Annotated in this window: 25 protein-coding genes and 1 tRNA gene; 12 read left to right on the top strand and 14 right to left on the bottom strand. The window is 73.2% G+C overall.

All coding sequences use genetic code 11. The annotated features are described in order from the left end of the window. Positions 1-11: 11 nt before the first annotated feature. Positions 12-1,529 carry an ISL3 family transposase gene (locus Sru01_RS20275; protein WP_445009384.1) on the bottom strand — a complete coding sequence of 506 codons (1,518 nt, stop codon included), beginning with the start codon at positions 1,527-1,529 and terminating at the stop codon, positions 12-14. Between the two features lie 239 nt (positions 1,530-1,768). Between Sru01_RS20275 and Sru01_RS20270 the strand changes: the two genes are divergently transcribed. Continuing rightward, positions 1,769-1,960 (top strand): helix-turn-helix transcriptional regulator, encoded by a 192-nt coding sequence (locus Sru01_RS20270; RefSeq protein ID WP_203988816.1) that lies wholly within the window; start codon positions 1,769-1,771, stop codon positions 1,958-1,960. After that, entirely contained in the window at positions 1,957-3,318 is a 1,362-nt protein-coding gene (locus Sru01_RS20265) for a tyrosine-type recombinase/integrase (protein ID WP_203988814.1), read from the top strand. Before Sru01_RS20270 ends, Sru01_RS20265 begins: the two co-directional genes overlap by 4 nt. A 207-nt stretch (positions 3,319-3,525) precedes the next feature. Here Sru01_RS20265 and Sru01_RS20260 read toward each other — a convergent pair. Beyond that, positions 3,526-3,599: transfer RNA gene (locus Sru01_RS20260), tRNA-Arg, on the bottom strand. A 96-nt stretch (positions 3,600-3,695) separates the two neighbouring features. Between Sru01_RS20260 and Sru01_RS20255 the strand changes: the two genes are divergently transcribed. Then, a complete protein-coding gene (locus Sru01_RS20255; RefSeq protein WP_203988812.1) occupies positions 3,696-4,694 on the top strand; it encodes a tyrosine-type recombinase/integrase in 999 nt (332 codons plus the stop codon). A gap of 192 nt (positions 4,695-4,886) precedes the next feature. Here the strand turns inward: Sru01_RS20255 and Sru01_RS20250 are convergent, their stop codons facing one another. The 3 genes from Sru01_RS20250 to Sru01_RS20240 all read right to left on the bottom strand — a co-directional run bounded on the left by Sru01_RS20250 (position 4,887) and on the right by Sru01_RS20240 (position 6,455). Next, entirely contained in the window at positions 4,887-5,381 is a 495-nt protein-coding gene (locus Sru01_RS20250; RefSeq protein ID WP_203988810.1) for a class I SAM-dependent methyltransferase, read from the bottom strand. Then, the gene (locus tag Sru01_RS20245) at positions 5,378-5,533 is read right to left on the bottom strand and encodes a hypothetical protein (protein ID WP_203988808.1); all 156 of its coding nucleotides are present in this window, start codon (positions 5,531-5,533) and stop codon (positions 5,378-5,380) included. Before Sru01_RS20245 ends, Sru01_RS20250 begins: the two co-directional genes overlap by 4 nt. Positions 5,534-5,756: 223 nt before the next feature. Then, positions 5,757-6,455, bottom strand: coding sequence for an alpha/beta fold hydrolase (locus Sru01_RS20240; protein WP_203988807.1), 699 nt, complete (start codon positions 6,453-6,455; stop codon positions 5,757-5,759). A gap of 209 nt (positions 6,456-6,664) precedes the next feature. Here Sru01_RS20240 and Sru01_RS20235 point away from each other — a divergent pair, with 209 nt between their 5' ends. After that, positions 6,665-7,075 (top strand): RidA family protein, encoded by a 411-nt coding sequence (locus tag Sru01_RS20235; RefSeq protein WP_239137590.1) that lies wholly within the window; start codon positions 6,665-6,667, stop codon positions 7,073-7,075. Between the two features lie 110 nt (positions 7,076-7,185). Here Sru01_RS20235 and Sru01_RS20230 read toward each other — a convergent pair whose 3' ends face one another. From Sru01_RS20230 to Sru01_RS20190, 9 genes are all read right to left on the bottom strand, one after another. Next, positions 7,186-8,109 carry a nuclear transport factor 2 family protein gene (locus tag Sru01_RS20230; RefSeq protein WP_203988805.1) on the bottom strand — a complete coding sequence of 308 codons (924 nt, stop codon included), beginning with the start codon at positions 8,107-8,109 and terminating at the stop codon, positions 7,186-7,188. A 244-nt stretch (positions 8,110-8,353) separates the two neighbouring features. After that, positions 8,354-9,097, bottom strand: coding sequence for a ZIP family metal transporter (locus Sru01_RS20225; RefSeq protein ID WP_203988803.1), 744 nt, complete (start codon positions 9,095-9,097; stop codon positions 8,354-8,356). Between the two features lie 283 nt (positions 9,098-9,380). Beyond that, on the bottom strand, positions 9,381-10,358 hold the full coding sequence (locus Sru01_RS20220) for a Gfo/Idh/MocA family protein (RefSeq protein WP_203988801.1): 978 nt from the start codon (positions 10,356-10,358) through the stop codon (positions 9,381-9,383). A 37-nt stretch (positions 10,359-10,395) separates the two neighbouring features. After that, a complete protein-coding gene (locus tag Sru01_RS20215) occupies positions 10,396-10,968 on the bottom strand; it encodes a GNAT family N-acetyltransferase (RefSeq protein WP_203988799.1) in 573 nt (190 codons plus the stop codon). Next, on the bottom strand, positions 10,965-12,638 hold the full coding sequence (locus tag Sru01_RS20210) for an ABC transporter ATP-binding protein (RefSeq protein ID WP_203988797.1): 1,674 nt from the start codon (positions 12,636-12,638) through the stop codon (positions 10,965-10,967). Before Sru01_RS20210 ends, Sru01_RS20215 begins: the two co-directional genes overlap by 4 nt. Next, positions 12,635-12,874, bottom strand: a complete 240-nt coding sequence (locus Sru01_RS20205; protein ID WP_203988795.1) for a hypothetical protein — start codon at positions 12,872-12,874, stop codon at positions 12,635-12,637. The genes Sru01_RS20210 and Sru01_RS20205 overlap by 4 nt, the downstream gene beginning before the upstream one ends. Then, positions 12,871-13,680 carry an ABC transporter permease subunit gene (locus tag Sru01_RS20200; RefSeq protein WP_203988794.1) on the bottom strand — a complete coding sequence of 270 codons (810 nt, stop codon included), beginning with the start codon at positions 13,678-13,680 and terminating at the stop codon, positions 12,871-12,873. The genes Sru01_RS20205 and Sru01_RS20200 overlap by 4 nt, the downstream gene beginning before the upstream one ends. Beyond that, positions 13,677-14,621 carry an ABC transporter permease gene (locus Sru01_RS20195; protein ID WP_239137589.1) on the bottom strand — a complete coding sequence of 315 codons (945 nt, stop codon included), beginning with the start codon at positions 14,619-14,621 and terminating at the stop codon, positions 13,677-13,679. The genes Sru01_RS20200 and Sru01_RS20195 overlap by 4 nt, the downstream gene beginning before the upstream one ends. Before the next feature lie 40 nt (positions 14,622-14,661). Beyond that, positions 14,662-16,203, bottom strand: a complete 1,542-nt coding sequence (locus Sru01_RS20190) for an ABC transporter substrate-binding protein (RefSeq protein ID WP_203988792.1) — start codon at positions 16,201-16,203, stop codon at positions 14,662-14,664. Between the two features lie 167 nt (positions 16,204-16,370). On the opposite strand from Sru01_RS20190, the gene Sru01_RS20185 reads away from it, so the two are divergent. The 8 genes from Sru01_RS20185 to Sru01_RS20150 all read left to right on the top strand — a co-directional run bounded on the left by Sru01_RS20185 (position 16,371) and on the right by Sru01_RS20150 (position 24,510). Beyond that, positions 16,371-17,177: a phosphotransferase enzyme family protein gene (locus Sru01_RS20185; RefSeq protein ID WP_203988791.1), complete on the top strand. Its 807-nt coding sequence runs from the start codon at positions 16,371-16,373 to the stop codon at positions 17,175-17,177. Between the two features lie 72 nt (positions 17,178-17,249). Then, a complete protein-coding gene (locus tag Sru01_RS20180) occupies positions 17,250-18,254 on the top strand; it encodes a cobalamin biosynthesis protein (protein ID WP_203988790.1) in 1,005 nt (334 codons plus the stop codon). Between the two features lie 23 nt (positions 18,255-18,277). Then, on the top strand, positions 18,278-20,020 hold the full coding sequence (locus Sru01_RS35760) for a cobyric acid synthase (RefSeq protein ID WP_239137588.1): 1,743 nt from the start codon (positions 18,278-18,280) through the stop codon (positions 20,018-20,020). Between the two features lie 4 nt (positions 20,021-20,024). After that, positions 20,025-20,408: a thiol-disulfide oxidoreductase DCC family protein gene (locus Sru01_RS20170; protein ID WP_203988789.1), complete on the top strand. Its 384-nt coding sequence runs from the start codon at positions 20,025-20,027 to the stop codon at positions 20,406-20,408. A gap of 96 nt (positions 20,409-20,504) precedes the next feature. Continuing rightward, a complete protein-coding gene (locus tag Sru01_RS20165; RefSeq protein WP_203988788.1) occupies positions 20,505-21,410 on the top strand; it encodes an ABC transporter ATP-binding protein in 906 nt (301 codons plus the stop codon). Next, positions 21,391-22,191 carry an ABC transporter permease subunit gene (locus Sru01_RS20160; protein ID WP_203988786.1) on the top strand — a complete coding sequence of 267 codons (801 nt, stop codon included), beginning with the start codon at positions 21,391-21,393 and terminating at the stop codon, positions 22,189-22,191. The genes Sru01_RS20165 and Sru01_RS20160 overlap by 20 nt, the downstream gene beginning before the upstream one ends. Continuing rightward, positions 22,191-23,279, top strand: a complete 1,089-nt coding sequence (locus Sru01_RS20155) for a PucR family transcriptional regulator (RefSeq protein ID WP_239137587.1) — start codon at positions 22,191-22,193, stop codon at positions 23,277-23,279. Before Sru01_RS20160 ends, Sru01_RS20155 begins: the two co-directional genes overlap by 1 nt. A 271-nt stretch (positions 23,280-23,550) precedes the next feature. After that, a complete protein-coding gene (locus Sru01_RS20150) occupies positions 23,551-24,510 on the top strand; it encodes a quinone oxidoreductase family protein (RefSeq protein WP_203988784.1) in 960 nt (319 codons plus the stop codon). Positions 24,511-24,827 lie beyond the last annotated feature (317 nt).

Here is a 24,827-nt window from a genome sequence, read left to right as displayed (position 1 = left end):
ACGGAAAGTGGTTAGCCGAGCAGGATGCGATGACGGAGGAGCGCGAAGCCGGCTCGCCCGTACATCTGCCTCTTGATCATTTTCGTTTTGGTGTTGACACCTTCGGTGCCGCCGTTGTGGAAAGGGAGGGTGAGGGCGGCGTTGACGGCGGCCCGGTCGTAGTCCAGCCCACGGGTGAAGGCGTGCAGGTGGGGCAGGTCGGCCTGACGCGCTTGTTCAATCCAGTCGGTCAGTAGCTGGCCGTTGCCCGGCTTGGGGTCCAGGAGAGCGGCGAAGTCCCGGACGAGTCCGGCGAGCGTGGTCATCTCGTGGCAGGCGGCGATGGCGGCATCCAACCGCTCGGCGTGGTGGCCGGTGAGCTTGCTCGGTTCGGTAAGAAGAAGGGCGGCCAGACGCTTGGGCGAGATCGCGGGCCGGTCGCATTCGACGCGGCCTTGGTTGATGTAGCGGTAGAGCAGGTTCTGACTGCCGGTGTAGCCGAGCCTCTTGATCTCGACGAGGAGTTGCTGGACGGGAACGGCGGGATCTTCTGCCCGGCGTTCGCGCAGATGGTCGCGGAACGGGTCGACGAGCGTGGGCCGGTACTTCGGCACGCGCACCAGCCGCTCGGGCTCGCTGACCCGGGCATAGCGCTTGACGGTATTGAGCGCCAGGCCCAGACGGCGGGCGCATTCCAGCAGTCCGACACCCTGGCTGAGCAGGGCATGCACCTGCCGCCAGCGCTCGCGTGTAGTGGCTGCTCGCACCCCTTCTTTCGGCGGCGGGCCGGTCTTGCCCCAGCAGATCGAATGCGCGGCGACCTCTTTGACCACGGCTTGGGCCAGGTTGTGCCAGATATGCCAGCGATCACCGATCTGCACCGCTTCGGGCAGGGCGCGACGGATCGCCTCGGCATAGGCGCCGCTGCTGTCCCGGCACACCATCCGCACCCCGGGGTGGGCACGCAGCCACGCCTCCAAGGTGTCGGCCTGACGATCGGCGAGCACATCGATCCGCTCCCGCGTCACCGCGTCGATGATCACGGTGGCGTAGCGGTGTCGTTTGCGGAGCGCGAAGTCGTCCACCCCGATCACCTCCGGCACTGGACGAGCCGGCAGGGGCAAACGCAGCAACGACCGGACCGCGCTCTGCCGCGACATCCTGACTCCCAGCACGGCCAACAGGCGCGATCCAGCTCGCCCGGCCAGCTCCCGCACCACCGCCCCCACCTGCGTGGTCAAGGCGATCGTGCGGCGCTGATACGGCTCAGCCAGCCCAGGCAGCGGCTCCCGGAACGTCTGCCGCTCGCACCCCACCGTCGGACACCTCAGCCGCCGAAACCGCAGCCGCACCAACACCCGCTGCCCGCCAACAGGAACGTCGGCCAGCTGACGATCCACGTAGCCATGCACCCGCCCGACAGCCTCGCAGTCAGGGCACACTACCGGCGTTCCCCGGGACGCGACATGCACCACGATTGCCCCGGCCCCATCCCCGACCTCGGCTTGAACGCTGCCGATGGCCAAGTCAGCGAACTGTGGGAACAGCAGCCCTGGAAGATCCTTTACGTCACACCGGCGTCACGCTGACACAGCACGCCGAGATAACCATGGACCGACACGAGCTATCACGTTCCGTGACCACCGAAAGTGGGCCAGAGCCGAAGACCGTACAGTCCCCACTGGGAGTACGCCGGCCATGGCCTGGCCGCTGGAGAACAGGTCATCGCCAGCTTTCTGACCGGATGCTCTTCCCCTGCTACATCGAGCGATTTTTCCGGGAGTGCTGAATGAGCCGCCGCGACGAGCTGATGGCCGCTCCCGACATCCTCGAAGAACTGGGCGGGATCTCGGTCCGTACCTTCTACCGCTGGCGAGAGATCGGCAAGGCGCCGATGGGCTTCAAGCTGCCTAATGGCGAGATCCGGATTTATCGCAGCGAGTTCTATGCCTGGCTCGAATCTCTCCGGGAGGCTGCGTGAACACCTCCTATGACGTGAAGTTCTGGGACATCCGCCGCAACCAGTCCAGCAGGACCGCCTCCTTTGAGGTGCGCTGGAAGGTTGGCCGGCGGGGGAAATCCAAGAGCTTCCGTACCAAGGGTTTGGCCGAGAGCTTCCTGTCCGACATGCGACAAGCGGCCAAGCGTGGCGAGGCGTTCGAGCTGGAAACCGGCCTGCCCGAGTCGATGATCAAGGCCAAGAACGCGCGAACCTGGCTGCAGTTCGCACAGGCGTACGTCTTGGCCAAGTGGCCTCACTCCGCCGCCAAGTCCCGTGAGGGCCTGACGGACACCATGACAGGCGTCACGCTCGCGCTGCTGCACGACCGTCCGGGCAAGCCCGATACCGCAACGCTGCGGGCGGTCCTTCGCAACCACGTTTTTCTACCCGAAGACCGGCGGGCACGCCTCGATCCTGAGCAGACGGCGGCGATGCGCTGGCTCACTGCAGCTTCGCTGCCCGTCATCGAACTGGAGGAGGCCAAGACCGTGCGTGCTGTGTTGGAGGCGATATCCGTCAACCTCGACGGCACGCGGGCGGCTGACTCTACCTTCCGGCGCAAGCGCGCGGTGTTTCATCACGCGCTGGGCTACGCGGTTGAGCTGGGGGAACTTTCCGCGAATCCGCTGGACCGGGTGAAGTGGAAGCCTGCCAAGATATCGGGCGAGGTAGATCGGCGCGTGGTGGTCAATCCGACGCAGGCTCGGGAGCTCCTGGCGGCGGTCACCTACGTGGGCCGGACCCGCGGAGCGATGCTGGCTGGGATGTTCCCCTGCATGTACTTCGCCGGCCTGCGGCCTGCTGAGGCGGCGGGGCTCCGCGAGAAGGACTGTCACCTTCCCGAAAGCGGGTGGGGCCTGCTGACCTTGGAGGAGACTCGTCCGGAGAGTGGGCGGCAGTTCTCCGACTCGGGCGAGACTCATGATGTTCGTGGGCTGAAGCAGCGTCGGCGCAAGGCCATACGGGATGTACCGATCCCACCTGAGCTGGTGAAGATCCTCCGCGCGCACATCGAGCGGCATGGCGGCGCGGCTGACGGGCGGCTGTTTCGCACTGCGACCGGCGGCGTCTTCTCCACGACGGCTTACACCAAGGTGTGGAAGGAAGCGCGGATGTACGCGCTCACGCCTGATCAGGTTGCGTCGCCTCTGGCCGGTAGACCGTACGACCTGCGGCATGCGGCGGTCTCGCTCTGGCTCAACTCCGGGGTCCCAGCTCCGGACGTCGCTGAGCGGGCGGGGCACAGTGTGGACGTGCTGCTTCGGGTGTACGCCAAGTGCATCGATGGACAGCGAGAGATCGCCAACCAGCGGATAGCGGACGCGCTGACGACCTGAAGACGATCAATCTGCGAAGGGCCACGGGATGACCGTGGCCCTTCGATTTTGTGTGCCTGAGCTGGGCAAACGGCGTGGTTTTCATCCCGCATATATCCCGCAAGCACCCGCCTGGGGCTGCATTCGGTGGCATGTGGCTGCAGGTGGCCATGATCACCGATCAAGAGAAAAGACCAGGTCAGAGGGTAGATGACCTGGTGTGGAGGGCGCGCCCTGCAGGATTCGAACCTGCGACCGTCGGATTAGAAGTCCGATGCTCTATCCAGCTGAGCTAAGGGCGCGAGACTTGGGGCGGTGACCAGCGATGTCGCCGGCCGCGTGGCAGACTAGCATAGCCGCGAACCGATGAAACAGCATCGGATTTGGAGTCTCGCCAGATGGGTAGATCGCCGCTGCTCGCTCACCTCGTCCCGTCCTGGAGGCTGGCGCTGGCCAGTGCCCGCAAGTCGCCCGGCACGATCGAGAGCTACCTGCACACCGCCTCCCTCTTCCTCCAGTATCTCGAGGTTCACGGCCTGCCGGAACAGGTCGGCAAGATCAGCGCGCGGCATGTCCGGGGGTTCCTGGCCGGCCGGCTGAACGGGTGCTGGCTGGACGACCGGCGCACCCGGCCCTGTCCCTGCGGCCAGACCAGGAGCCGCTCGGCGGGCGACACCCACAAGCACTTCCGCAACCTGCGGGTGCTGTTCAACTGGCTGGTGGCCGAGGGGGAGCTGGCCGCCTCGCCGATGGCCAACGTGCAGCCGCCCGCCGTCACCGCCGATCCGATCGAGCCGCTGTCGGACGACGAGCTGGCGCGCATGCTCAAGACGTGCTCCGGCACCTCGTTCGTGGACCGCCGGGACACCGCCATCATCCGGGTGCTGCTGGACAACGGCATCCGCGGCGGCGGCCTGGCCGGCCTGCGCTATCACCCGGCCGACGAGGAGCGGAACGACGTCTATCTCTCCCAGCACCTGCTGCGGATCCGGTTGAAGGGCGGCCGCGCCCATATGGCGCCGATCGGCCGCAAGACGGCGGCGGCCTTGGACCGCTACCTGCGGGCCCGCGCCCGGCACAAGCACGCCGGCAGCCCGTGGCTGTGGCTGCCGGAGCGCGGCGTCACCGCGGCGGGCGGGGACCGGCGGCTGACCAGGACGGGCATCCTGCAGATGCTCAAGCGCCGCGCGAAGGAGGCAGAGATCCCCGGTGTCTACACCCACCGGTTCCGGCACACCATGGCGACCGGCTATCTGGACGCCGGCGGCGATCCCATCGACCTGATGCACATCGGCGGCTGGACGTCGCTGGCCATGGTGCAGCGGTACACCAAGGCCACCGCCGAGCGGCGGGCCCGCGCCGCGCATGCCCGGCTGTCACCGGGGGACCGGATCTAGGGTCTCTTCCAGAGGTGGATCAACATCGCGCGCTGATCCGCCTCGTGGCTCGGGGAGAGCTGGTTGACGCTCGGTGGACGGCGCTTGACGCCCTGCTTCCGAGGGGCATCATGCCCGGCGGGCCGCCGGTGCAGGGCGAACGGCGTCCGCCGAGCCCTGCGGGTCGCGGCCATCGACGCGTGGCGGTGAGTTTCACCGTTTCCGCGCCAGCAGCTGCACTCCGCGCGACCGGTGGCCGTTCATCGTCGCGACGTCGAGCCGATGCTCGTCCACCAGGTCGAACTCCGACAGCAGGGCGCGTAGGTCGGCGATGTCGTGGTGCCGGCACACCGCGCCGTCCTCGGTGGCGAACACTCCGTAGGGGGCGCTGAACCGCTCGGCGTAGGCGGTGTAGCGGGACCGGTTTCGCTCGTCGTCCTGCAGGATCAGATCACTGACGTAGAGCAGCCCACCGGGTGCCAGGACGCGGTTCAGCTCCGCGACGAGTTCCCGTTGCGCCTCGTCATCGGGAATGCACGTCAGCACGGCGAACAGCAGGACGACGTCGAAGCTCGCCGAGGGGCAGGGGAGTGCCGGTGGGGACTCCAGGACCTCGAAGCGCAGGTCGGGCTGCGACCGGCGACCCCGCGCGATCAGTGCGGGAGACAGGTCCACGCCGGACACCTGGGAGAACCCGTGGTCGCTCACTCGGCCATGACCCGGCCGTACCCGCAGCCGTAGTCGAGGATCCGGGTGTTCCGGTTCGCTCCAGCCAGCCAGTCGAGATTCAGCGGATGGGTGAACGTCTTCGTGGCGCCGACACCATCCCAGTACGCGACCTGGTTACCAAGATCCTTCATACGCGTACAGCATACGGATCCTCGACTCGCACCCGGTGGCGCCGCTGCTGGCACAGACCCGGGGCGTACCGCGATGGCCTTGGGCCGTCCGTGACGAATCGGAAGGGGATGCCGACATCCACCTCGCCGTCCGGCGGACGCGGAAAGAAGGCCGGTGAGATGCGAGGGCGATCAGGGCTCGCATCTCACCGTCCGAAGAAACCCGCGAGCGTGCGGCGTATGGTCACTGATCGGCTGATTCGAGGAGGATCTGCGCCAGCTCGCGGGGCTGGGAGAACATCGGCCAGTGCCCGGTGTCCATCTCGACCAGCCCCCAGTGCTCGCCGGGCAGCCAATCGGTCACGTCCTCGCGCTCCTCGCCCCCGGCCGGTCGGCATTGGATGTAGGTCGCCGGGAGCTCGTCAAGCGGCCCGGCCAGCACGGCGGGTTCGGTGAGCGTGGCACCCGGGTGCGGCGTCGAGCCGGCGACGATCCGGGCGATCTGCGCCTCGGTGAGGCCGTGGCCGGCGTAGTGGGACGCGGGCGCGACCGGCCAGAATCCGCCGTTCTCGGCGAGCGATGCCTTGAGTGACGCGCCGCCGTCCGGCCAGTCGGCGGTGAACGCCGCGCCGTCGGCCGGCACGCTGGAGTCGACGAAGACCACGTGGGTCAGGCGGTCGCCGATCCGCTGCGCGGCCTGGCCGGCCGGGATACCCGCGTAGCTGTGCCCCACCAGGACGACGTCGCGCAGGTCCCGGCCTTCGACCTCGGCGACGATGTCCTGGACGTGGGTCTGCTGCCCGGCCGGCACATCCCGCTTGTCGGCGAGACCGGACAGCGTCAGCGGGTGAGCGCGGTGGCCGGCCGCGCGAAGATACGGCACCACCTCGTCCCACGCCCACGCGCCGAGCCGCGCGCCGGCCACCAGTACGAAATCCGCCATGGCCGCACATTAATTGAGCAGCCGGACGATCGTCGGCGACGGCCGGGCTGCGAAGTCCGGTGGACCGAGGCCGGCGGGGTGGAGGCGGGTGCCGGTTTCAAGTTCGTGACTGGAGCCGGCGGGGGTGGCTGCGGGTGCACGTGGGCCCGGTCTTCGGGTACGCGGAAAAGGTGATGCGGTGCGGCGGCCGATTCGCGAGACTTGTCGGCATGGCCGTCGATATCACGCGCATCAATCCTGCCGAGCTTCATCGGACTCCTGGTTATCACCACATTACCGTTGTGGAGGCGGGCCGGACGGCGTTCCTGGCCGGGCAGGTCCCGCTGGACCCCTCAGGAGCGCTGGTGGGGCCGGATGATCTCGAGGCCCAGATCGACCAGGTGGCGGCCAACGCCTTCGCCGCCCTCAGTGCGGTGGGTGCCCAGCCCGATCAGGTCGTCCGTTCGGTGATCTATGTGGTCACTACCGATGTCGCGGTGCTGGGCGCCGCCTGGAAGCGCCTGAACGGTTCGGTCATCGGGCCGGCGTTCACCACCGCGGCCACGCTGCTGGGAGTCGCCCAGCTCGGGTTCACCGGGCAGCTGGTCGAGGTGGACCTCACGGCGGCACTGCCCGGCTGACCGCCACCAGCGCACACCACGTGGTTCGGGCCGCAGGTCATGCCGCCCGGGTGCTCTCGCAGCCGCTGATCACGTGGCCGGCTCTGACGAGGCCGGCCGCCCAGGGACGGTTACGGGATGTCGACCACTTCGACCGTCCACGGGCACGATCCAGCGATCTCCAGGTGGAAGGTGCCCGCCCGGTATTGCGGAGTCGTCTTGTCCGCTGACGCACCCGTCTCGCTGACCAGGAGATCTACGTGCCTGGTCCCGTCCAGCAAGGTGGCCGACATGAAAGCGGAACCGGTCGACGACTGTGAACAGTCGTAGGTGTAGTGCAGAGCCCATGAGGCGTCGACGGTGAACGGCGCGCTGTTCTTCCTGCCGCTGCCGTTGTCGGTGAGCAGCACCTTCCGTTCGCCCGGCGTCGCAGGTGGGGGCTGTGACCGGACACTCTGCCGGGCCGCGTCCGGTGGGACGGAGGTGGCGGTCGGCGCCGACGGGGGAGTGGAGCCGTTCGCGCAGGTGCCTGCGGCCTGTTTCTCGGCGACCATCTGCTCGACGGTCTTGGATCGGTACTCTGCCTGAGTTTCGGCCTCCGGGACGAATCGCCAGCGCCCGTTCTCGTACCTGAAATCGTAGGTGAACGCGGCGATCAGCCGGGTGACCTGCACCTTCGCCGTGTCGCCCTGGACGGTCGCGGACTGGACGGCGTAGCGGATTCCTTGCGCGACGGGCTTGCACAGCTCGAAGAGCCGCACATAGTCCCCTCGAGAGATCAGGTTGTGGGCGTCGCTGCTCCAGCCGTCCCAGAAGGCGCCGTGGTCACCGGCGGCGTAGGAATCGAACAGTGTCTGCGCGGCCGCTCGGGCACCGGCCTCGGTGTCAGGCTGCGGCTCGCCATCGTCGGCCAGGGCGACCCCGGCCAGGTTGGGGTGGTACTCACTCGGGTCGCCGGAGGGCTGGTCGAGAACCAGGACGATGGTGGTGGCGCAGATGGCGATGACCGCTGCCAGCGCGAGCGAGATGGTTAAGAGGATGAGTCGGGGAGTCATGGGTCAGATCCGGTAGCCGCCGATCGTCCCAGCAGGTTTTCTTATGTACCGGATCCGCGACTGCTTCATGACTCCTCGCTAGTGTCGGGGGCGCGTATATGACGCCTCTTCCTGTAGCGAGGTTGACAGCGGAATGTCCGCTACCAGGAAATGCCGGATCGAGATGGATCCGTACCCAGGCGGGACGGTCGTCGGCGGCCCGGACGGCGTGAGCCGAGCCATCGGCAGGCTGCGGCCGGGCGGGTCACGGGGTGTGGGCGGTGAGGCCGATGACCAGCCACATGAACAGGGTGCCGCCGACGGTGGCCAGCAGGGTGGCGCTGGTGGGGTGGTCGGTGGTGTGCGCCTCGGGCAGGATGTCGGCGGTCGCGAGGTAGAGCAGGAACCCGGCGAAGAACCCCAGGTAGCCGGCCAGCATCGGCTCCGGGATGTGCACCAGCAGGGTGAGCGCGGCACCGGCCAGCGGGGCGACGGCGTCCAGCAGGACGAGGGTGAGGGCGAGCCGCCGGGCGTTGCCGTACAGGGTGGTCAGGGTGAAGGTGTTGAAGCCGTCGGTGAAGTCGTGCGCGATGACCGCGATGGCGACGGTGAGGCCGAGCCCCTGACCGGACTGGAAGGCGGCGCCGATGGCGGTGCCGTCGATGAAGCTGTGCACCACCAGGGCGGATCCGGCGCCGAGGCCGACGCCGGCGTGCCGGTGGGCGTGGCCGGCGTAGTGGCCTTGCGGCACCTCGTGCACGGCCAGCGAACGCTCGACCACGTGCACGAGCAGGAACCCGGCCGCCATGGTGACCATGGGCACCGGCACGCCGAGCAGCCGGTCGGCCGACAGTTCGAGGCCTTCGGGGACGAGGTCGAAGGCGACCACGCCGAGCATGACCCCGGCCGCGGCGCCGAGGACGATGTGCCGCCGGTCCTGGACGCGCTGCGCCACGATGCCGCCGAGCAGCGTCGTGACGAAGGCGGCGAAGGCCAGCGCGATCGGCATAGGGATCACCGTAGCCCTCGCCGGACGGTCGGGTCGCCGTGCCGCCATGAGCGATGCCGGTGGTCGCCGCCCGCCCGTGCCTGAGGCGGCACGGCCGGGCCGTGGCCGGCCGCCGGTGGTGCCATCGCGCACAGCGGGGATCGCGGCGCGCCGCCACGGAACCGGGCGGGCCGTGCGGCGAGGCGCGAGTCCCGGGCGGCCGGCCCGCGGGAGAAACCGAGGTGGTTCCAACCGGGCCCGGCGGTGGCCGCGAGGCCGCGTCCGCACCGGACCGTGTGCGGGGTCAGCCGGCGGAGCCGCGGAGGGGGAGGCGGGCGGCGCGGTAGATGTCGTCGATCACCTTCATGTTGGCGATCGCGTCCGCCGGCGGGGTGAGCGGCGGCACGCCGTCCTGGACGGCGGCGAGGAAGGCACGCAGCTGGCCGGTGTAGGTGGGCTCGCCGGGCACCCGCTCGCGCCGCCGGCCGGCGGCGGTCTTGACGGTGAGCAGGTGGAAGAACTGCGGCGCGACGAAGTTGATGATCCGCAGGGATCCGCGCTCGCCCTCGACCCGGGCGCTGACGCTCATCAGCCGGCGCGACCACATGGACGTCTGGACGTGGCCGGTGGCGCCGCCTGGAAAGGCCAGCTCGGCGGTCATCGCTCGGTCGACGCCGGGGGAGCGCAGCAGCGCGGTCGCCGAGGTGACCGACGGTTCGCCCGGTCCGAGGGTGCGCAGGCAGTGCACGGCGTAGCAGCCGGCGTCCATCAGGGCGCCGCCGGCCAGCGGCAGCGAGTACCGGATGTCGGAGAACCTGGGGAGCGGGAAGCAGAACGAGGTGGTGACCCGCCGGATCTCGCCCAGCTCGCCTTCCACGATCTTCCGCGCGCGTTCCATCAGCGGGTGGTAGCGGTAGTGGAACGCCTCCATCACCACCACGCCCGCCGCCTGTGCGGCGTCGGCGACGGCCTGGGCCTCCACCGCGTTGGAGGTGAACGGCTTCTCGCACAGCACGTGCTTGCCGGCCTCGACGGCCTTCAGCGTCCACTCGGCGTGCAGGGCGTTGGGCAGCGGGACGTAGACGGCGTCCAGCGACGGATCGTCCACCAGCTCCTGGTAGGAGCCGTGCACGACGGGGACGCCGTGCTTGCCGGCGAACGCCTCGGCGCGGCCGCGGTCGCGGGCGGCGACCGCGGCCACCTCGACGCCGTCGACGGCCCGCGCCGGTTTGATCAGGGCGGTCGGGGCGATCCGTGCGGCGCCCAGTATTCCGATACGCATGGCGACATACTGCCAACACCGGACTCCATGTGGCATATCACGCTGGCACGGTGACGTGCCGGCCGGCGGGCGCCGCGGGCAGCGGCCGGTCCAGGGGGATCTCCAGGTGCAGGGTCTGGAAGCGGGCGGGATCGCCGTCGCGGGCGTCGAGGACGACCGTCGCCACGGAGCGCCAGAACGCCTCGGCTCCGGCGATCCGGGTGTCGGTGTGCAGGTAGAGGGCCTGGTACGTCGGGGAGGCGGCGACGAACCGCCGGGCCTGCTCGACCATGGCCCTGGCCAGGCCGCGGCGCCGGTGCCCGGGGGAGACGTAGACCCGGAACAGCTGGGCGGTGGCGCCCGCCGGGTAGCGGTCGGCCAGTGCCCGCGGGTGGGCGGGGGCCACGGCCCGGACGGCGGTGGTCCCGACGACCTGGTCGACGGTGGTGGCCACGAACAGGGCGTGCCGGGCGGGTCCGAGGTAGACGCCGTCGAGGTCGACGACGTCCCAGTGCCACTCGGGGCGGTAGCCGTACCCGAACTCGCGGTAGAAGGTGTCGAGCATGACGCCGCGGGCCCCGTCGAGATGCTCGGGAGCGGCGGGGTGAACGCGGTACTCGGACGGGATCATGAGGTGTCCTCCTTGTGATGCGTGCCGGGTGCGTGCGCGTCGGAGCCGGACGTCCGGAGACGCCGGGCGGCGGGGCCGCCGGATGGCGGGTGGCGGGGGGTGACGTCCGTGGACGGATCCAGCGGTTCCAGCCGGCCGCCGGACAGGACGCCGACCCGGTCGGCCAGCCGGGTGGCGACGCCCATGTCGTGACTGATCAGCAGCAGCGCCAGCCCGTCCCGGCGGAGTTCGTCCAGCAGGTCCAGCACGCTCGCCTGGGTGACCGTGTCCAGGCCGGCGGTGATCTCGTCGCAGATCAGCACGTCGGGTGCGGCGAGCAGGGCACGGGCCAGCGCCGCGCGGCGCAGCTCGCCCCCGGAGAGCGCGCCGGGCCGGCGGGCGGTGGTCGCGGCGGGCAGGCCGAGCCGGTCCAGCAGGGCGAGCGCCTCCCGCCCCGCTTCGCCCGCGCCGAGCCCGCGCAGCCGAACCGCGGTGCGGCTCACCTGGGCGGCCACCGGGCGGTGCGGGTCGAAGGAGGCGTGCGCGTCCTGGAAGACGTACTGGACGCGGGCCAGCTCGGCGCGGCTCCGCCGGACCAGGGCCGGCGCGAGCGGCCGGCCGTCGAGCAGCACGGTGCCGGCGGCCGGCCGGTGCAGGCCGGCGATGCAGCGGGCCAGGGTGGTCTTCCCGTCGCCGGAGCGCCCGAGCACCGCCAGGCAGTGGCCGGCGGGCAGCCGCAGCGAGACGTCACTGATGACCGGTGCCGAGCGGTGCCGCGCGGTCAGGCCGGCGACGGCCAGCCGGTCCGGCCCGTCCGGCGCCGGCGCGGACCAGGAGCGCGCCGTCGCCGGCCGGGTGCGGACGTCGCCGGTGTCCGGGCGGGCGGGTGGCCGGGCGGCGAGCAGCCGCCGGGTGTGGGGGTGCCGGGGTCGGGCGAGCACCTCGCCGGCCGGGCCGTGCTCGGCTACCCGGCCGTCGCCGAGCACCATGATCCGGTCGGCGATCTCCTCCACCACGTCGAAGTCGTGGGTGAGCAGCACCACCGCCATTCCCTGGTTCGCCAGGAGGCGCAGCAGGCGGGTGATCTGGTGCTTGGTGACTGGGTCCTGGCCGGTCGTCGGCTCGTCGGCCACGATCACCGAGGGGGAGCGCAGCAGCGCCTGGGCCAGCACCAGCCGCTGCTGCTGGCCGCCGGAGAGCTGGTGCGGGAAGCGGCGTGCCAGCTCCGCCGGCCCGGGCAGCGCGGCCTGCCCCAGCGCCGTGACCACCAGGCTCTCGGCGATCTCCCGGGTCCGGCGCGCGCCGGCGGAGCGGAGCCAGGGCCGGTGGGCGACGGGCCGGCCGGGTGTCTCGCGCCGCCCGGCACCGCTGGTCCCGGCGGCGCCGGCCGCCGACGTGGTGCGGGCCGCCTGCCGGGCGATCTCCCGCAGGACCCCGCCCACCCGGCGTACCGGGTTGAGCACGGACGCGGGGTGCTGCGGCAGGTATCCCACCCGCCCGGTCACCTCGACGGTGCCGGACAGCACGACGCCGGGGGCGTGCTCGCGGAGCAGCGCGCGCCCGATCGTGGTCTTGCCGCTGCCGGACGGGCCGACCAGGGCCAGCACCTGCCCGGCGGGCAGGGCGAAGGTGACGCCGCCGACCAGCGTCCGGCCGCCGGCCGCGGCGGTCAGCGCGTCGACCCGGATCATGCCGGTCTCCGGGTGGCCGGCCGGTCCAGCGCGCACCCGGCCGCCGGCGGGCTCGGCCGAGCCCGGCCGGGCGCCGCGTCCGGCGGGGCGGGACGGGGGAGGTCGCCGTCGGTGTTCGGCGGGGCGGGACGGATGATCTCGTCCTCCGGGTTCAGCCGGGTGAGACGGGTCGGGTCGGGTGCCGTGCCCGGTGGTGTGGGGCGGGCCGGGGTGCTGTGCGCGGCGGGGTGGGTCATGCCGTCCTCCGGGTGCGGATCTGGTCGAACAGCAGGTTGAGCCCGACGGCCAGCGAGACCAGCAGCAGTGCCGGGACGAGCACCGCCTCCGGCCGCACGAACATGCCGGCCCGGTTGCGGTCGACCATCACCGCCCAGTCGGCCGCGTCCGGCGGGACGCCGATGCCGAGGAAGCTCGCGGTCGCGACAAGGTAGAGCGCGCCGACGACGCGGACGCCGAGGTCGGCGAGCAGGGTGCGCAGCATCGAACGCGCGGCGTATCCGGCCCGGCGCCACCAGCCCTCCCCCTGCCCGAGCATCGCCTCCATCACGGGTCCGGCGGCGCTCTCCAGCGCCGCGGCCCGGCAGATCCGGGTGATCTCCGGCAGGTTGATCGCCGCCACGATGGGCACCAGGCCGGGCGGGCCGGGCGGAGCCGCGGCGGCCAGCAGGATGAGCAGCAGCATCGACGGGATCGCCAGCAGCAGGTCCAGCGGGCGCATCAGGAGCTCGTCGAGCAGCCGGCGCCGGGTCATCGCGGCGAGCAGGCCGAGCGGCGCGCCGGCGAGGTAGGCCAGCCCGGTGGCGGCCAGCGCGACCGTGACGACCGCGCGCCCGCCGGACAGCACCTGCCACCACACGTCCCGGCCGACGAAGTCGGTGCCCAGCGGTCCGGTGCCGGCCGCGAAGGGCACCCCGGGCGGGGCCGGCTCGCCGGCCGCCGGCGGGCCGGCGACGGCCAGGGCCAGCGGCACGGCGAGCAGCAGGCCGCCCAGCACCCACCGTGCCCTGCCCGGCCGGCCAGGCGTGGGATCGGGGCCGGTCATCCGGCGCCGTCCGACCGGGGGGCGAGGCGGTAGGCGGCGATGTCGGCGAGCAGGTTGACCGTCACCGTGGTGGCGGCGAAGAGCAGGGCGAGAGCGAGGATCACCGGGACGTCCCGGGCGGCGACCGCACCGGTCAGCGCGCTGCCGAGGCCGGGCACGACGAACACCGCCTCGACGGTGATCACGCCGCCGAGCAGCCAGTCGGTGGTCCGGGCCAGCTGCTGTACGGCCGGGGTCACCGCGTTCGGCAGGGCGTGTGCCCAGCGGACCCGGCGCGGCGCCAGACCCAGCCGGCGGGCGTGCGCGGCGTAGCCGGAACCGAGCGCGTCGATCATGCCGCCGCGGACCAGCCGGCTGATCGAGCAGATCGGCCGGGCCAGCAGGACGAGCACGGGGAGCACCAGCACCGCCGGGTCGGCGAGCAGGTCGCCGCCGGCGCCGATCGCGGTGGGCGGCAGCCAGCCGAGCCGCAGGGCGAACACGGCGCCCAGCACGATGGCGAGGGCGAACTCGGGTACCGCGTACAGCGCGACGCTCGTGCCGCTGATCACCCGGTCCAGGGCGCGGCCCGGCCGGACGGCGGCCGCGACGCCGCCGGCCACGGCCAGCGGTACCAGCAGGAGCAGGGTGATCGCGGCGAGCTGCGCGGTGGGCGGCCCGGATTCGGCGATGAACGCGGCGACCGGGCGTCCGGCGATCATGGAGGTGCCCAGGTCGCCGCGGAGCACGCCGAGCAGCCAGCCGGTGTACCGCTCGGCCGCCGAGCCGGTCAGGCCGAGTTCGTGGCGCAGCCGCGCGACGCGTCCGGGGTCGGGGGCGTCCCCGGCCAGCACGACGGCGGCGTCCCCGGGCAGCGCCTCGGTGAGTGCGAAGACCAGTGCGGTGACCAGCACGATCTGCGCCAGGCCGAGGGACAGGCGTCGCACGACGTAGCCGTGCATGATCATCGGGTCGGCCGGACTTGCCGGGCCACCGGCCCGCTCATGCCAGCCACACCTTGTCGAAGCGCGCCCAGTCCAGCGTGTTGGCCGGCGAGACGGCGATGCCCTGGAGCCCCGGCCGGGCGGCGATCAGCCAGTCGGCGAACCCCCACACCAGGTAGCCGCCTTCGGCGTGCTGCATCCGCTGCATCTCCGCGTAGACGCGGCCGCGGGCACCCGGGTCGGCCAGCGAGACGGCCTTGGCGTACAGCGCGTCGAACTCCGGTCGCCGCCATTTGGTGATGTTGGTGGTGGACGTGGTGAGCAGGCGCTGGGCGAAGTGGGACTCGATGGGCATCGCGCCGGACCGGAAGCAGCACAGGGTGCCCTTGTCGAGCACGTCGGTCCAGTAGGTGTCCTTGTCGCCCATGACGATCTCGGCGGCGAGCCCGGCCCGGCGCAGCTGGCCGGCGAAGACGGTCGCGGACTCCACGAAGCCGCCGGCCGCGGCGGAGGTGTCCAGCCGCACCTTGAGCCCTTCGGCGCCGGCCTTCCTGACCAGCCATCTGGCCCGCTCGGGGTCGTGGGCGCGTTGCGGGATGCCGGCGGCGTAGTGCTGGTAGCCCTTGCCGAACAGGTCGTTCCCCACCTGGCCGTGCCCGGCGAGCACGCTGTCGACCAGCCCGCGCCGGTCGGCGAGCAGGACCATCGCCTCGCGCAGCCGCGGGTCGTCGAACGGCGGCCGGTCCAGCTTCATGGCGAAGGCCTGCATGCCGCTGCCGGGCAGCCGGGTGATCCGCACCCGGGCGTCGTCCTGGTAGGCGCGGGCGGTGGTCGGGGTGACGTCGTGGGCGTAGTCCACCTGCCCGCCGAGCAGCGCGCCGATCCGGGCGGACTCCTCGTTGGCGGTCAGGTACTGCAGCTCGTCGACGTACGGCGCGCCGTCCCAGTGGTCGGGGTTGCGCCGCAGCAGCAGCGAGCGGCCCGGCTGGAACGAGGTGAAGATGAACGGGCCGGAGCCGACCGGCCGGGTGAAGTCCTCGGCGCCGTCCGGGACCACGAACACGCCGAAGGCGGCGAGCAGGTTGGGGAACTCGGCGTAGGGGTGCCTGAGCCGGAACTCGACGGTGCGGTCGTCCACCGCCCGGCTGCCCGGCAGGTCGATCACCGCGAGGCCGGCCCGGGCCCGGAAGGCGCGGCGCGGGTCGGCGATCCGGGCGAAGCTGTACAGCACGTCGGCGGCGCGTACCGGCCTGCCATCGTGGAAGGCGGCCTGGCGCAGGGTGACCCGCCAGGTGGTGAGGGCGGGGTCCGGCTCCCAGCGCTCGGCGAGGCGGGGACGGACCGACAGGTCGGGCCCGTAGTCGGCGAGCTTGTCGAACAGCGCCTTGGACCGGGACGCCTCGACGAACAGGTTGGACAGGTGCGGGTCGAGGGTCTCCTGCCCGCCACCGCCGGCGAAGGCCACCCGCAGCCGGCCGCCCCGGCGAGGCGTGCCGGACGCGGCGGTCCGGGACGTGGCGGTGGTGCCGCAGCCGGTGAGCAGGGCGGCGGACACGCCGGTCGCCGCGCCGAGGAAGGCGCGGCGGTGCACAGAACGCATGGGATCGGTCCTTTCGTGGGCGGCCGTGGTGGTGCCGTCGCACCGGGATCCGACGCCCATGAGAATGGTAACGATTTTCATTTTTAATGCAACCGGTGGGCCGCGCCCGTGCCGGGATCGGGCGATCTCGGTGCCCGATCGCCGGCGCGGGGCTAGAATCGGGCGCCATGTTCGTCGGCACGCGCACGCCCCAGGCGGAGGTGGCGCTGCCCGGGGGCGACATGACCGAGGGCGTCGTGCGGGTGGGCGACACCGTGCGGCGGCCGGTGGGCCGGTACGGCACCGCCGTGCACGCGCTGCTGCGCCATCTGGCGGCCGTCGGCTTCGACCGCGCGCCCCGGCTGCTCGGGGTGGACGAGCGGGGCCGCGAGATCCTCACCTTCCTGCCCGGCCAGGTGCCCACCCGCCCGCTGCCCGGGTACGCGGTGACCGACGGCACCCTGGCCGGCCTGGCGGAGCTGCTGCGCGGCTACCACGACGCGGTCGCCGGGTTCGTCCCGCCGGACGGCGCCAAGTGGGCGCCGGGCGCCACCGACGACGCCGAGCCGGAGCTGGTCGGCCACTGCGACCTCACCCCGGAGAACGTCGTGTTCCGGGACGGCCGGCCGTGGGGGCTCATCGACTTCGACCTGGCCCGGCCGACGACCCGGCTGTTCGACGCGGCGGTCGCGCTGCGCCACTGGGCGCCGATCGCCGACCCGGTGGACCGCGACCCGCGGCAGCTCGATCTGGACGTGGGCGCCCGGCTGCGGCTGTTCTGCGACGCGTACGGCTTCGCGGCCGCCGACCGGCGCCGGCTGCTGGAGGTGAGCCGGCTGCGGTTCGGCCGTTCCTACCAGGCCATGCGGGCGAGCGCCGAGGCCGAGGGCGGGCCGTGGGCCCGCATGTGGGCGGCGGGCGCCGGCGAGCGCATCCGCCGGGCCGCCGCCTGGCTGGACGCCAACTGCGACGACCTGGCCCGCCACCTTCTCTAGGACGGCGCCCGCCTGGGAACCATCGCCGGGCCGATGAATCCGAGCAGATCCGTTGATGGCAGGATTCGCCGGATGAGGATCCTGGACAGGCGGGCGCGGGCGGCCGGGCTGGTGGCGGGGGTGGTGCTGGACGCGGTGTTCGCCGATCCCCGGCACCCGGCGCATCCGGTCGCGGCGTTCGGGCGAGCCGCCGCGGCGGTGGAGCGGCGGCTGTACCGGCGGTCGGTGGCCCGGGGCGCGCTGCACGCCGGGCTGTGCGTGGGGACGGTGGCGCTGCTCGGGGTGGCCGCGGAGCGGGCGACGCGTGGCCGGCCGGCGGCGCGGGCGGCGGTGACGGCGGCGGCCACCTGGGCGGTGCTCGGCGGGACGACGCTGGCCCGGGAGGGCGCGGCGATGGCGGCGGCGCTGCGGGCCGGTGACCTGGCCGCCGCCCGGGAGCGGCTGCCGCACCTCTGCGGGCGCGACCCGTCCGCGCTCGGCCCGGCCGGGCTGGCCCGGGCGACGGTGGAGTCGATCGCGGAGAACACCTCCGACGCGGTGGTGGCGCCGCTGCTGTGGGGGGCGCTGGCCGGGGTGCCCGGATTGCTGGCCTACCGGGCGGTCAACACGCTGGACGCGATGGTCGGGCACCGGTCCGACCGGTACCTGCTGTTCGGCCGGCCGGCGGCCCGGCTGGACGACCTGGCCAACTTCCTGCCGGCCCGGCTGACGGGGGTGCTGGCCTGCGCGCTGGCCCCGGTCGCCGGCGGGTCGCCGCGGGCCGCATGGGAGGCACTGCGCCGGTACGGGCACCGGCATCCCAGCCCGAACGCGGGCCGGTGCGAGGCGGCGTTCGCCGGGGCGCTCGGCGTGCGGCTCGGCGGCCGGAACGTGTACGGCGGCCGGGTGGAGCACCGGCCGGAGCTGGGGGACGGGCCGCCGCCCGCCGTGGCGGACATCGCCAGGTCGGTCCGGCTGGCCCGCGCGGTGAACGCCGCCGCCGCCGTCCTCACCGCCGCCGCCGTCCTGTTCCTGCCCGGACTCGGCCGGATCGGCCGGGTGACGCGGCGGAACGCCGTCGGGGACATGGTTCGGTGAATGCCGTTCGGAAAGGTGGGGGCGTGCGGGGGACGTTGCTGGTGGCGGGGACGGCGTCGGACGCGGGCAAGAGCGTGGTCACCGCGGGCATCTGCCGGTGGCTGGCCCGCCAGGGCGTGCGGGTGGCGCCGTTCAAGGCGCAGAACATGTCGCTGAACTCCTACGTCACCGCCGATGGCGCCGAGATCGGCCGGGCGCAGGCCGCGCAGGCGCGGGCCGCCGGCGTCGAGCCGACCGCCGACATGAACCCGATCCTCCTCAAACCGGGCAGTGACCGGCGCAGCCAGCTGGTGCTGCTCGGCCGCCCGGTGGCCGAGGTGGACGCGACCGGGTACGGCGCGCACCGCGACCGGATGCGCGCCGTCGCGCTGGAATCGTTCGCCCGGTTGCGTGCGGCGTACGACGTGGTGGTGTGCGAGGGCGCGGGCAGCCCGGCGGAGATCAACCTGCGTGCCGGAGACCTGGCCAACATGGGGCTGGCCCGGGCCGCGAATATCCCGGTGGTCGTGGTGGGCGATATCGACCGCGGCGGGGTGTTCGCCGCGCTGTACGGGACGCTGGCGCTGCTGGACGCGGCCGACCAGGCGCTGGTGGCCGGGTTCCTGGTCAACAAGTTCCGCGGCGCGCCGGAGCTGCTCGCGCCCGGGCTCGCCATGCTGGAGCGGCTGACCGGCCGCCCGGTGTACGGGGTGCTGCCGTGGCTGGACACCCTGTGGCTGGACCTGGAGGACTCGCTCGCCCTGGACGGCCGGACCGGCCCTGCGTCCTGGGACGCGCCCGGAGTCGCGGCCGGTGCAGGGTCCCGGCACGGCGCCGGGGCCGGAAGCGGTACGGGGACCGAGGTCGAGACTGCCGCCGGTGCCGGAAAAGGGGCCGGAAACGGGATCGGGGCCGGGGCCGAGTCCGGAAACGAGGTCGGGGTCGGTTCCGGAAAGGGGACCGGAAACGAGATCGGGGCCGGAAGCGGGATCGGGGCCGGAAGCGGGATCGGGGCCGGAAGCGGGATCGGGGGCGGGGGCGGGGGGCTGCGGGTGGCGGTGGTGCGCTACCCGCGGATCTCCAACTTCACCGACCTGGACGCGCTGGCCGCCGAGCCGGGGGTGGCCGTCCGGTTCGTCACCGTCGCGCGGGACGCGGCCGAGATCGAGACGGCCGACCTGGTGGTGCTGCCCGGCTCCCGGGCCACGGTCGCCGACCTGGACTGGCTGCGCCGCACCGGGCTGGCGGGCGCGCTGCTGCGCCGGCGCGGCCCGGTGCTGGGCATCTGCGGCGGCTACCAGATGCTGGCCCGGACGATCGACGACGAGGTGGAGTCGGGCGCCGGCCGGGTGCCGGGGCTCGGCCTGCTGCCCGCGACCGTGACGTTCGGCGCCGAGAAGGTGCTCGGCCGGCCGTCCGGGGCGGCGTACGGGCACCCGGTGGCCGGGTACGAGATCCACCACGGGGTGGTGACGCCGGACGGCGGCGCCGAGCCGTTCCTGGACGGCTGCCGGGCGGGCGCGGTCTGGGGCACGACCTGGCACGGCGCGCTGGAGAACGACGGCTTCCGCCGGGCCTTCCTGGCCGAGGTGGCCGCCGCCGCGGGCCGGACGTTCACCCCGGCGCCGGGGGTGTCGTTCGCCGCGCTGCGCGAGCGGCAGCTGGACGCCCTCGCCGACCTGGTGGCCGGGCACGTGGACACCGCCGCGCTGCTGGCCCTGATCGAGAAGGGTGCGCCGGCCGGGCTGCCGTTCGTGCCGCCCGGTGCGCCGGATGCGGTTGTATGAAGGGATGAGAACCGTGCCGGTGCTGATCTACGACGGCGACTGCGGCTTCTGCCGGTGGTGCGTGGACCTCGGGCACCGCCACCTGCCGGTGATGCCCCGGGTGAGCGCCTGGCAGCGGCTGGACCTGGCCGAGTACGGCCTGACCCGGGACGAGGTGACCACATCGGTGCAGCTCGTCGGCCCGCGCGGGCTGCGGGCCTCCGGCGCGCGGGCCGTCGCGGTGCTGCTGCTGGTGCAGCCGGCCCTGTGGTGGAAGGTCGCCGGCACCGCGATGCTGGTCCCGCCGCTGAGCTGGCTGGCCGCGGCCGGCTACCACCTGGTCGCCCGGTACCGCCACCACCTGCGTGTCCCCGGCGCGCCCGCCTGCGCCGTCCCGCGCGATCGCTGACCCCGGCCGGGTTGCCGGATCCGGGAAGGGAACCGGCCGCGAGGTGTCCGGGAGTGGTCCTACCGGGACTGCCCCCGGCGGCAGCATGATTCCGGCATGACAGCAGTGGTGGAGACCGAGGGGCTGACCAAGTACTACGGTCGGCGCCGCGGCCTGGACGATCTCACGATGGAGATCCGCCCGGGCGAGGTGTTCGGGTACCTCGGCCCGAACGGCGCCGGCAAGACGACCACGATCCGGCTGCTCCTGGACGTGATCCGCCCGAGTCGCGGCACGCTGCGGGTGCTCGGCGGCGATCCGCGCGACCCGCGGGTCCGGGCCCGGATCGGCTACCTGCCGGGCGAGCTGGCCCTGGAGGGCCGGGAGAAGGCCCGCGACTACCTGGAGTTCCTGGCCGGGGTACGCGGCGGGGTGGCCCCGGGCCGGATCGAGGCGCTGGCCGAGCGGCTGGAGGCCGACCTGTCGGTGCGGATGGGGAAGCTCTCCAAGGGCAACAAGCAGAAGGTCGGGCTGATCCAGGCGTTCATGCACGACCCGGAGTTCCTCATCCTGGACGAGCCGACCAGCGGGCTGGACCCGCTGGTGCAGCAGGAGTTCCTGTCGATGGTCCGCGACGCGCGGGCGGGCGGGGCGACGGTGCTGATGTCCTCGCACGTGCTGGCCGAGGTCGAGCACGTCTCCGACCGGGTGGGCATCGTGCGCGGCGGCCGGCTGGTCGCGGTGGAGGACGTGGCGGCGCTGCGGGAGAAGGCGGTGCGCCGGGTGGAGCTGCACTTCGACGCGCCGGTCCCGGCGGAGGCGTTCGCTGACCTGCCCGGGGTACGGGACCTGAAGGTGGAGGGCGCGAGCGTGCGCTGCACGATCGACGGCCGGCCGGACGCGCTGATCAAGGCGGCGGCCCGGTTCACCGTCGTGCACATGGTCTCGGCCGAGCCGGACCTGGAGGAGATCTTCCTGACCTACTACAGCGAGGAGATGCACCATGCCCACGCTGGTGCGTAAGACGTTGCGCGAATACCGCCGCGCGATGATCGGGTGGGCGGTGGGCATCGGCGTCTTCATCGGGATGTACCTGTCGTTCTACCCGCAGATGCACGCCAACCCCGACCTGTACGGCCAGCTCGCCATGTCGAAGTACCCGGAGAACATCCGGTGGATGCTGGGCGGGCTGGAGAGCATCTCCACCGGCGCCGGATTCCTGCAGGCGGTGATCTACCAGCTGTTCGTGCCGATGCTGTTCATCGGGTGCGCGGTGGTGCTGGGCAACCGGGCGGTGGCCGCCCCCGAGGAGTCCGGCACCCTGGAGCTGGCCGTCACCCTGCCGGTGACCCGGCAGCGGCTGCTGCTGGAGCGGTTCGCCGCGCTCGCGCTCGCCCTGCTGGCGGTCTACGCGGTCACGCTGGCCGTGGTGGCCGGGGCCGGGGCCGCGGTGGATCTCGGCGTGGGGTTCGACCGGATCATCACCGCGCACACCGGGCTGCTGCTGCTCGGCCTGTTCTTCGGGGTGCTCACGGTGGCGGTGGGCGCGGCGACCGGGCGCAAGGCGATCGGGCTCGCGGTGGCCGGCGTCTACGCCGTCGCCGGATTCGTGGTGAACGCGCTGTCCCGGGACGTCGAGGGGCTGCGCTGGCTGACCTGGGCGTCGCCGTTCCGCTACTACGCCGCCGGCAACCCGCTGGCGCACGGCTTCCCGCTCGGCGACTACCTGCTGCTGCTCGGCGCCTCGGTGGTGCTGGCGCTGACCGCGGTCCTGGCGTTCGACCGGCGTGATGTGGGTGTGTGATGGACGTTCTCGCTCAGGTGAGCGAGGCGACCGGCGTGCCCGCCGGCCTGCTCGTCGGGCTGCTCCCGGTGCTCGGCGCCGCCCGGACCACCGGGCGGTTGCCGGACCGGGCCGCCCTGGACGCGCTGCGCGCCGCCGGCGCGGCCGCCGCCGAGGACGGCGTGCCGATGCGCCGGCTCGCCGACGCCTGCCTGCTGGCCGCCGAGCCGGCCGCGGCGGACCCGTCGCCGGACCCGTCGGTGGACGCGGCGCTGCTCGGCGCGTTACGCCGGTCGCTGGCCGCCTATTTCGACGGGTACGAGGAGGCGCAGACCCGGGCGATCCGGCTGGAGGAGGCGGCCCGCCGGGCGTTCGTCGACGACCTGCTGCACGGGCGGGCGGACCGGCTGGCCGAGCGGGCCGAGCACTTCGGGCTGCGGCTGGCCGAGGCGTACACGGTGGCGGCGGCCCGGCACGGCACCCCGATCACCGACGGCGACCCGCTGGTCCGCCGGGTGGAGCAGGCGCTGGTCACCCGGTTCGGCTCGCACAACATCCTGGTGGCGGCCCGGGACGGCCTGCTGGTCTGCGTGGCGCCCGCGTCGCTGGCCGCCGCGGTCGGCGAGTTCACCCACCACGTCCGCGCCGGGCTCGACCCGGGCTGGCGGGTGGGGGTGGGCCGGCCGCACCGCGGGCCGGGCGGCGTGGTGACCTCCTACCGGGAGGCCGCCGACGCGATCGGGCTGGGCGACCGGCTGGAACTGCGGCCCCAGGTGCTCAAGGCCGCCGACCTGCTGGTCTTCCCGGTGCTGCTGCGCGACCGGGCCGCGATCGAGGACCTGGTGGCGACCGTGCTCGGCCCGCTGCGCGGCGCCCGGGGCGGGCCGGAGCCGCTGCTGGACACGCTGGCGGCGGTGTTCGCCACCCAGGGCAACCAGACGGCCGCCGCCCGCCGGCTCGGGGTGAGCACCCGGGCGGTCACCTACCGGCTGGAACGCGTCCGGCGGCTCACCGGGTTCTCCCCGGACGACCCGACCCAGCGCTTCACCCTGGAGACCGCCGTCCTCGGCGCCCGGCTGCTCGGCTGGCCGGCGGACGCCCCGCCCTGATCTGCGGGACCGGGTTCGCCGCCGGGCGCGGCGCCCGGGGCGGCCGGCGTGGGTTCCGCCGCCGCGTCGCCGGACGGTCAAGGCATGGACGGTGACCGCGGGGAGCCGCGGATCGCTGGAATCGGCCCCGAAGCAGGGGGAACCGCCGGGAACAGGGACTAGCGGCCCGGCGGTTGGGCACGTGCAGGGGGTCAGGCACCTGTGCCCCCCGCGGCCGTTCACCCCCCGGACGCCCCGAGAGCCGTCCGCCCCTGTTAAGGAGCCGAACACGATGCACGCGATCGTCGTCAGCGAGACCGGCGGATCCGCCGCGCTCGTCCACCGCAAGGCGCCCGACCCCGAACCGGGGCCCGGCGAGGTGCTGGTGGACGTGGCCGCCGCCGGAGTGAACTACATCGACGTGTACCACCGCGAGGGCCGCTATCCGCTGCCGACGCCGTTCATCCCCGGCAGCGAGGGCGCCGGCACCGTGACCGCGGTCGGGCCCGGGGTGACCGACGTCGCCCGGGGCGACCGGGTCGCCTGGGCGGGCGTCCTCGGCGGGTACGCGCAGCAGGCCGTCGTCCCGGCCGAGCGGACCGTCCCGGTGCCGGAGCGGCTGTCCTTCGAGCAGGCGGCGGCGGTCCTGCTGCAGGGCCTCACCGCGCACTTCCTCACCCACTCCTGCTACCAGGTGCGCACCGGCGACGAGGTGCTCGTGCACGCCGCGGCCGGCGGCGTCGGCCTGCTGTTGGTGCAGATGGCCAAGCTGCGCGGCGCCCGGGTCATCGGCACGGTGTCCACCGAGGAGAAGGAGAAGCGGGCCCGGGAGGCCGGCGCCGACGACGTGCTGCGCTACGAGGGCTTCGCCGACGCGGTGCGCGAGCTGACCGGCATCGGCGCGCACGTCGTGTACGACGGGGTCGGCGCTCCCACCTTCGACGGCAGCCTGGCCGCGCTGCGCCCGCGCGGCCTGCTCGCGCTGTACGGGGCGGCCGGCGGGCCGGTGCCGCCGGTCGACCCGCAGCGGCTCAACCAGGGCGGCTCGCTGTTCCTGACCCGGCCGACCATGCACCACTACGTCGCCACCCGCGAGGAGTTGCTCCAGCGGGCCGACGACGTGCTCGGCTGGGCCGCCTCCGGTGCGATCGGCGTGCACGTGCACGGCACCTATCCGCTGGCCGACGCCGCGCGCGCCCACGACGACCTGGAGGCCCGTCGTACCAGCGGCAAGCTCCTGCTCGTCCCCTGACCCGCCACCTCGCGGTCACGCGATCACCTGGACCGCCGGCCGTGGCCTGATGCCCGGTCCGGCGGTCGGGTCAGGTGCTCGCGTCCGCGTGTCCTCCCGCGGTTTCTCGCGGCCGGCCGTTCCGCGGCCGGCGCGCTCCCCGGCCCGGCCGCCCCACCGGCCGGGCCGCCGTCCGTCCGGCCCGGTGAGCGCCGTCCGGCCGGTGTGTGCCGGGAATGTTCCCGGGCCGCGCCGGGTCGGCGATGATTGGGGCTGCCGGATCGCGGCGCGGGAGGGGTACCGCGCGCTCCGGGGCACGAGACGGGAGCTGTCCGACC

Source organism: Sphaerisporangium rufum, assembly GCF_016863395.1.
GTDB classification, from domain to species: domain Bacteria; phylum Actinomycetota; class Actinomycetes; order Streptosporangiales; family Streptosporangiaceae; genus Sphaerisporangium; species Sphaerisporangium rufum.
The sequence above is the reverse complement of the archived record's forward strand: the minus strand, read 5'-3'. Positions and strand labels throughout refer to the sequence as shown.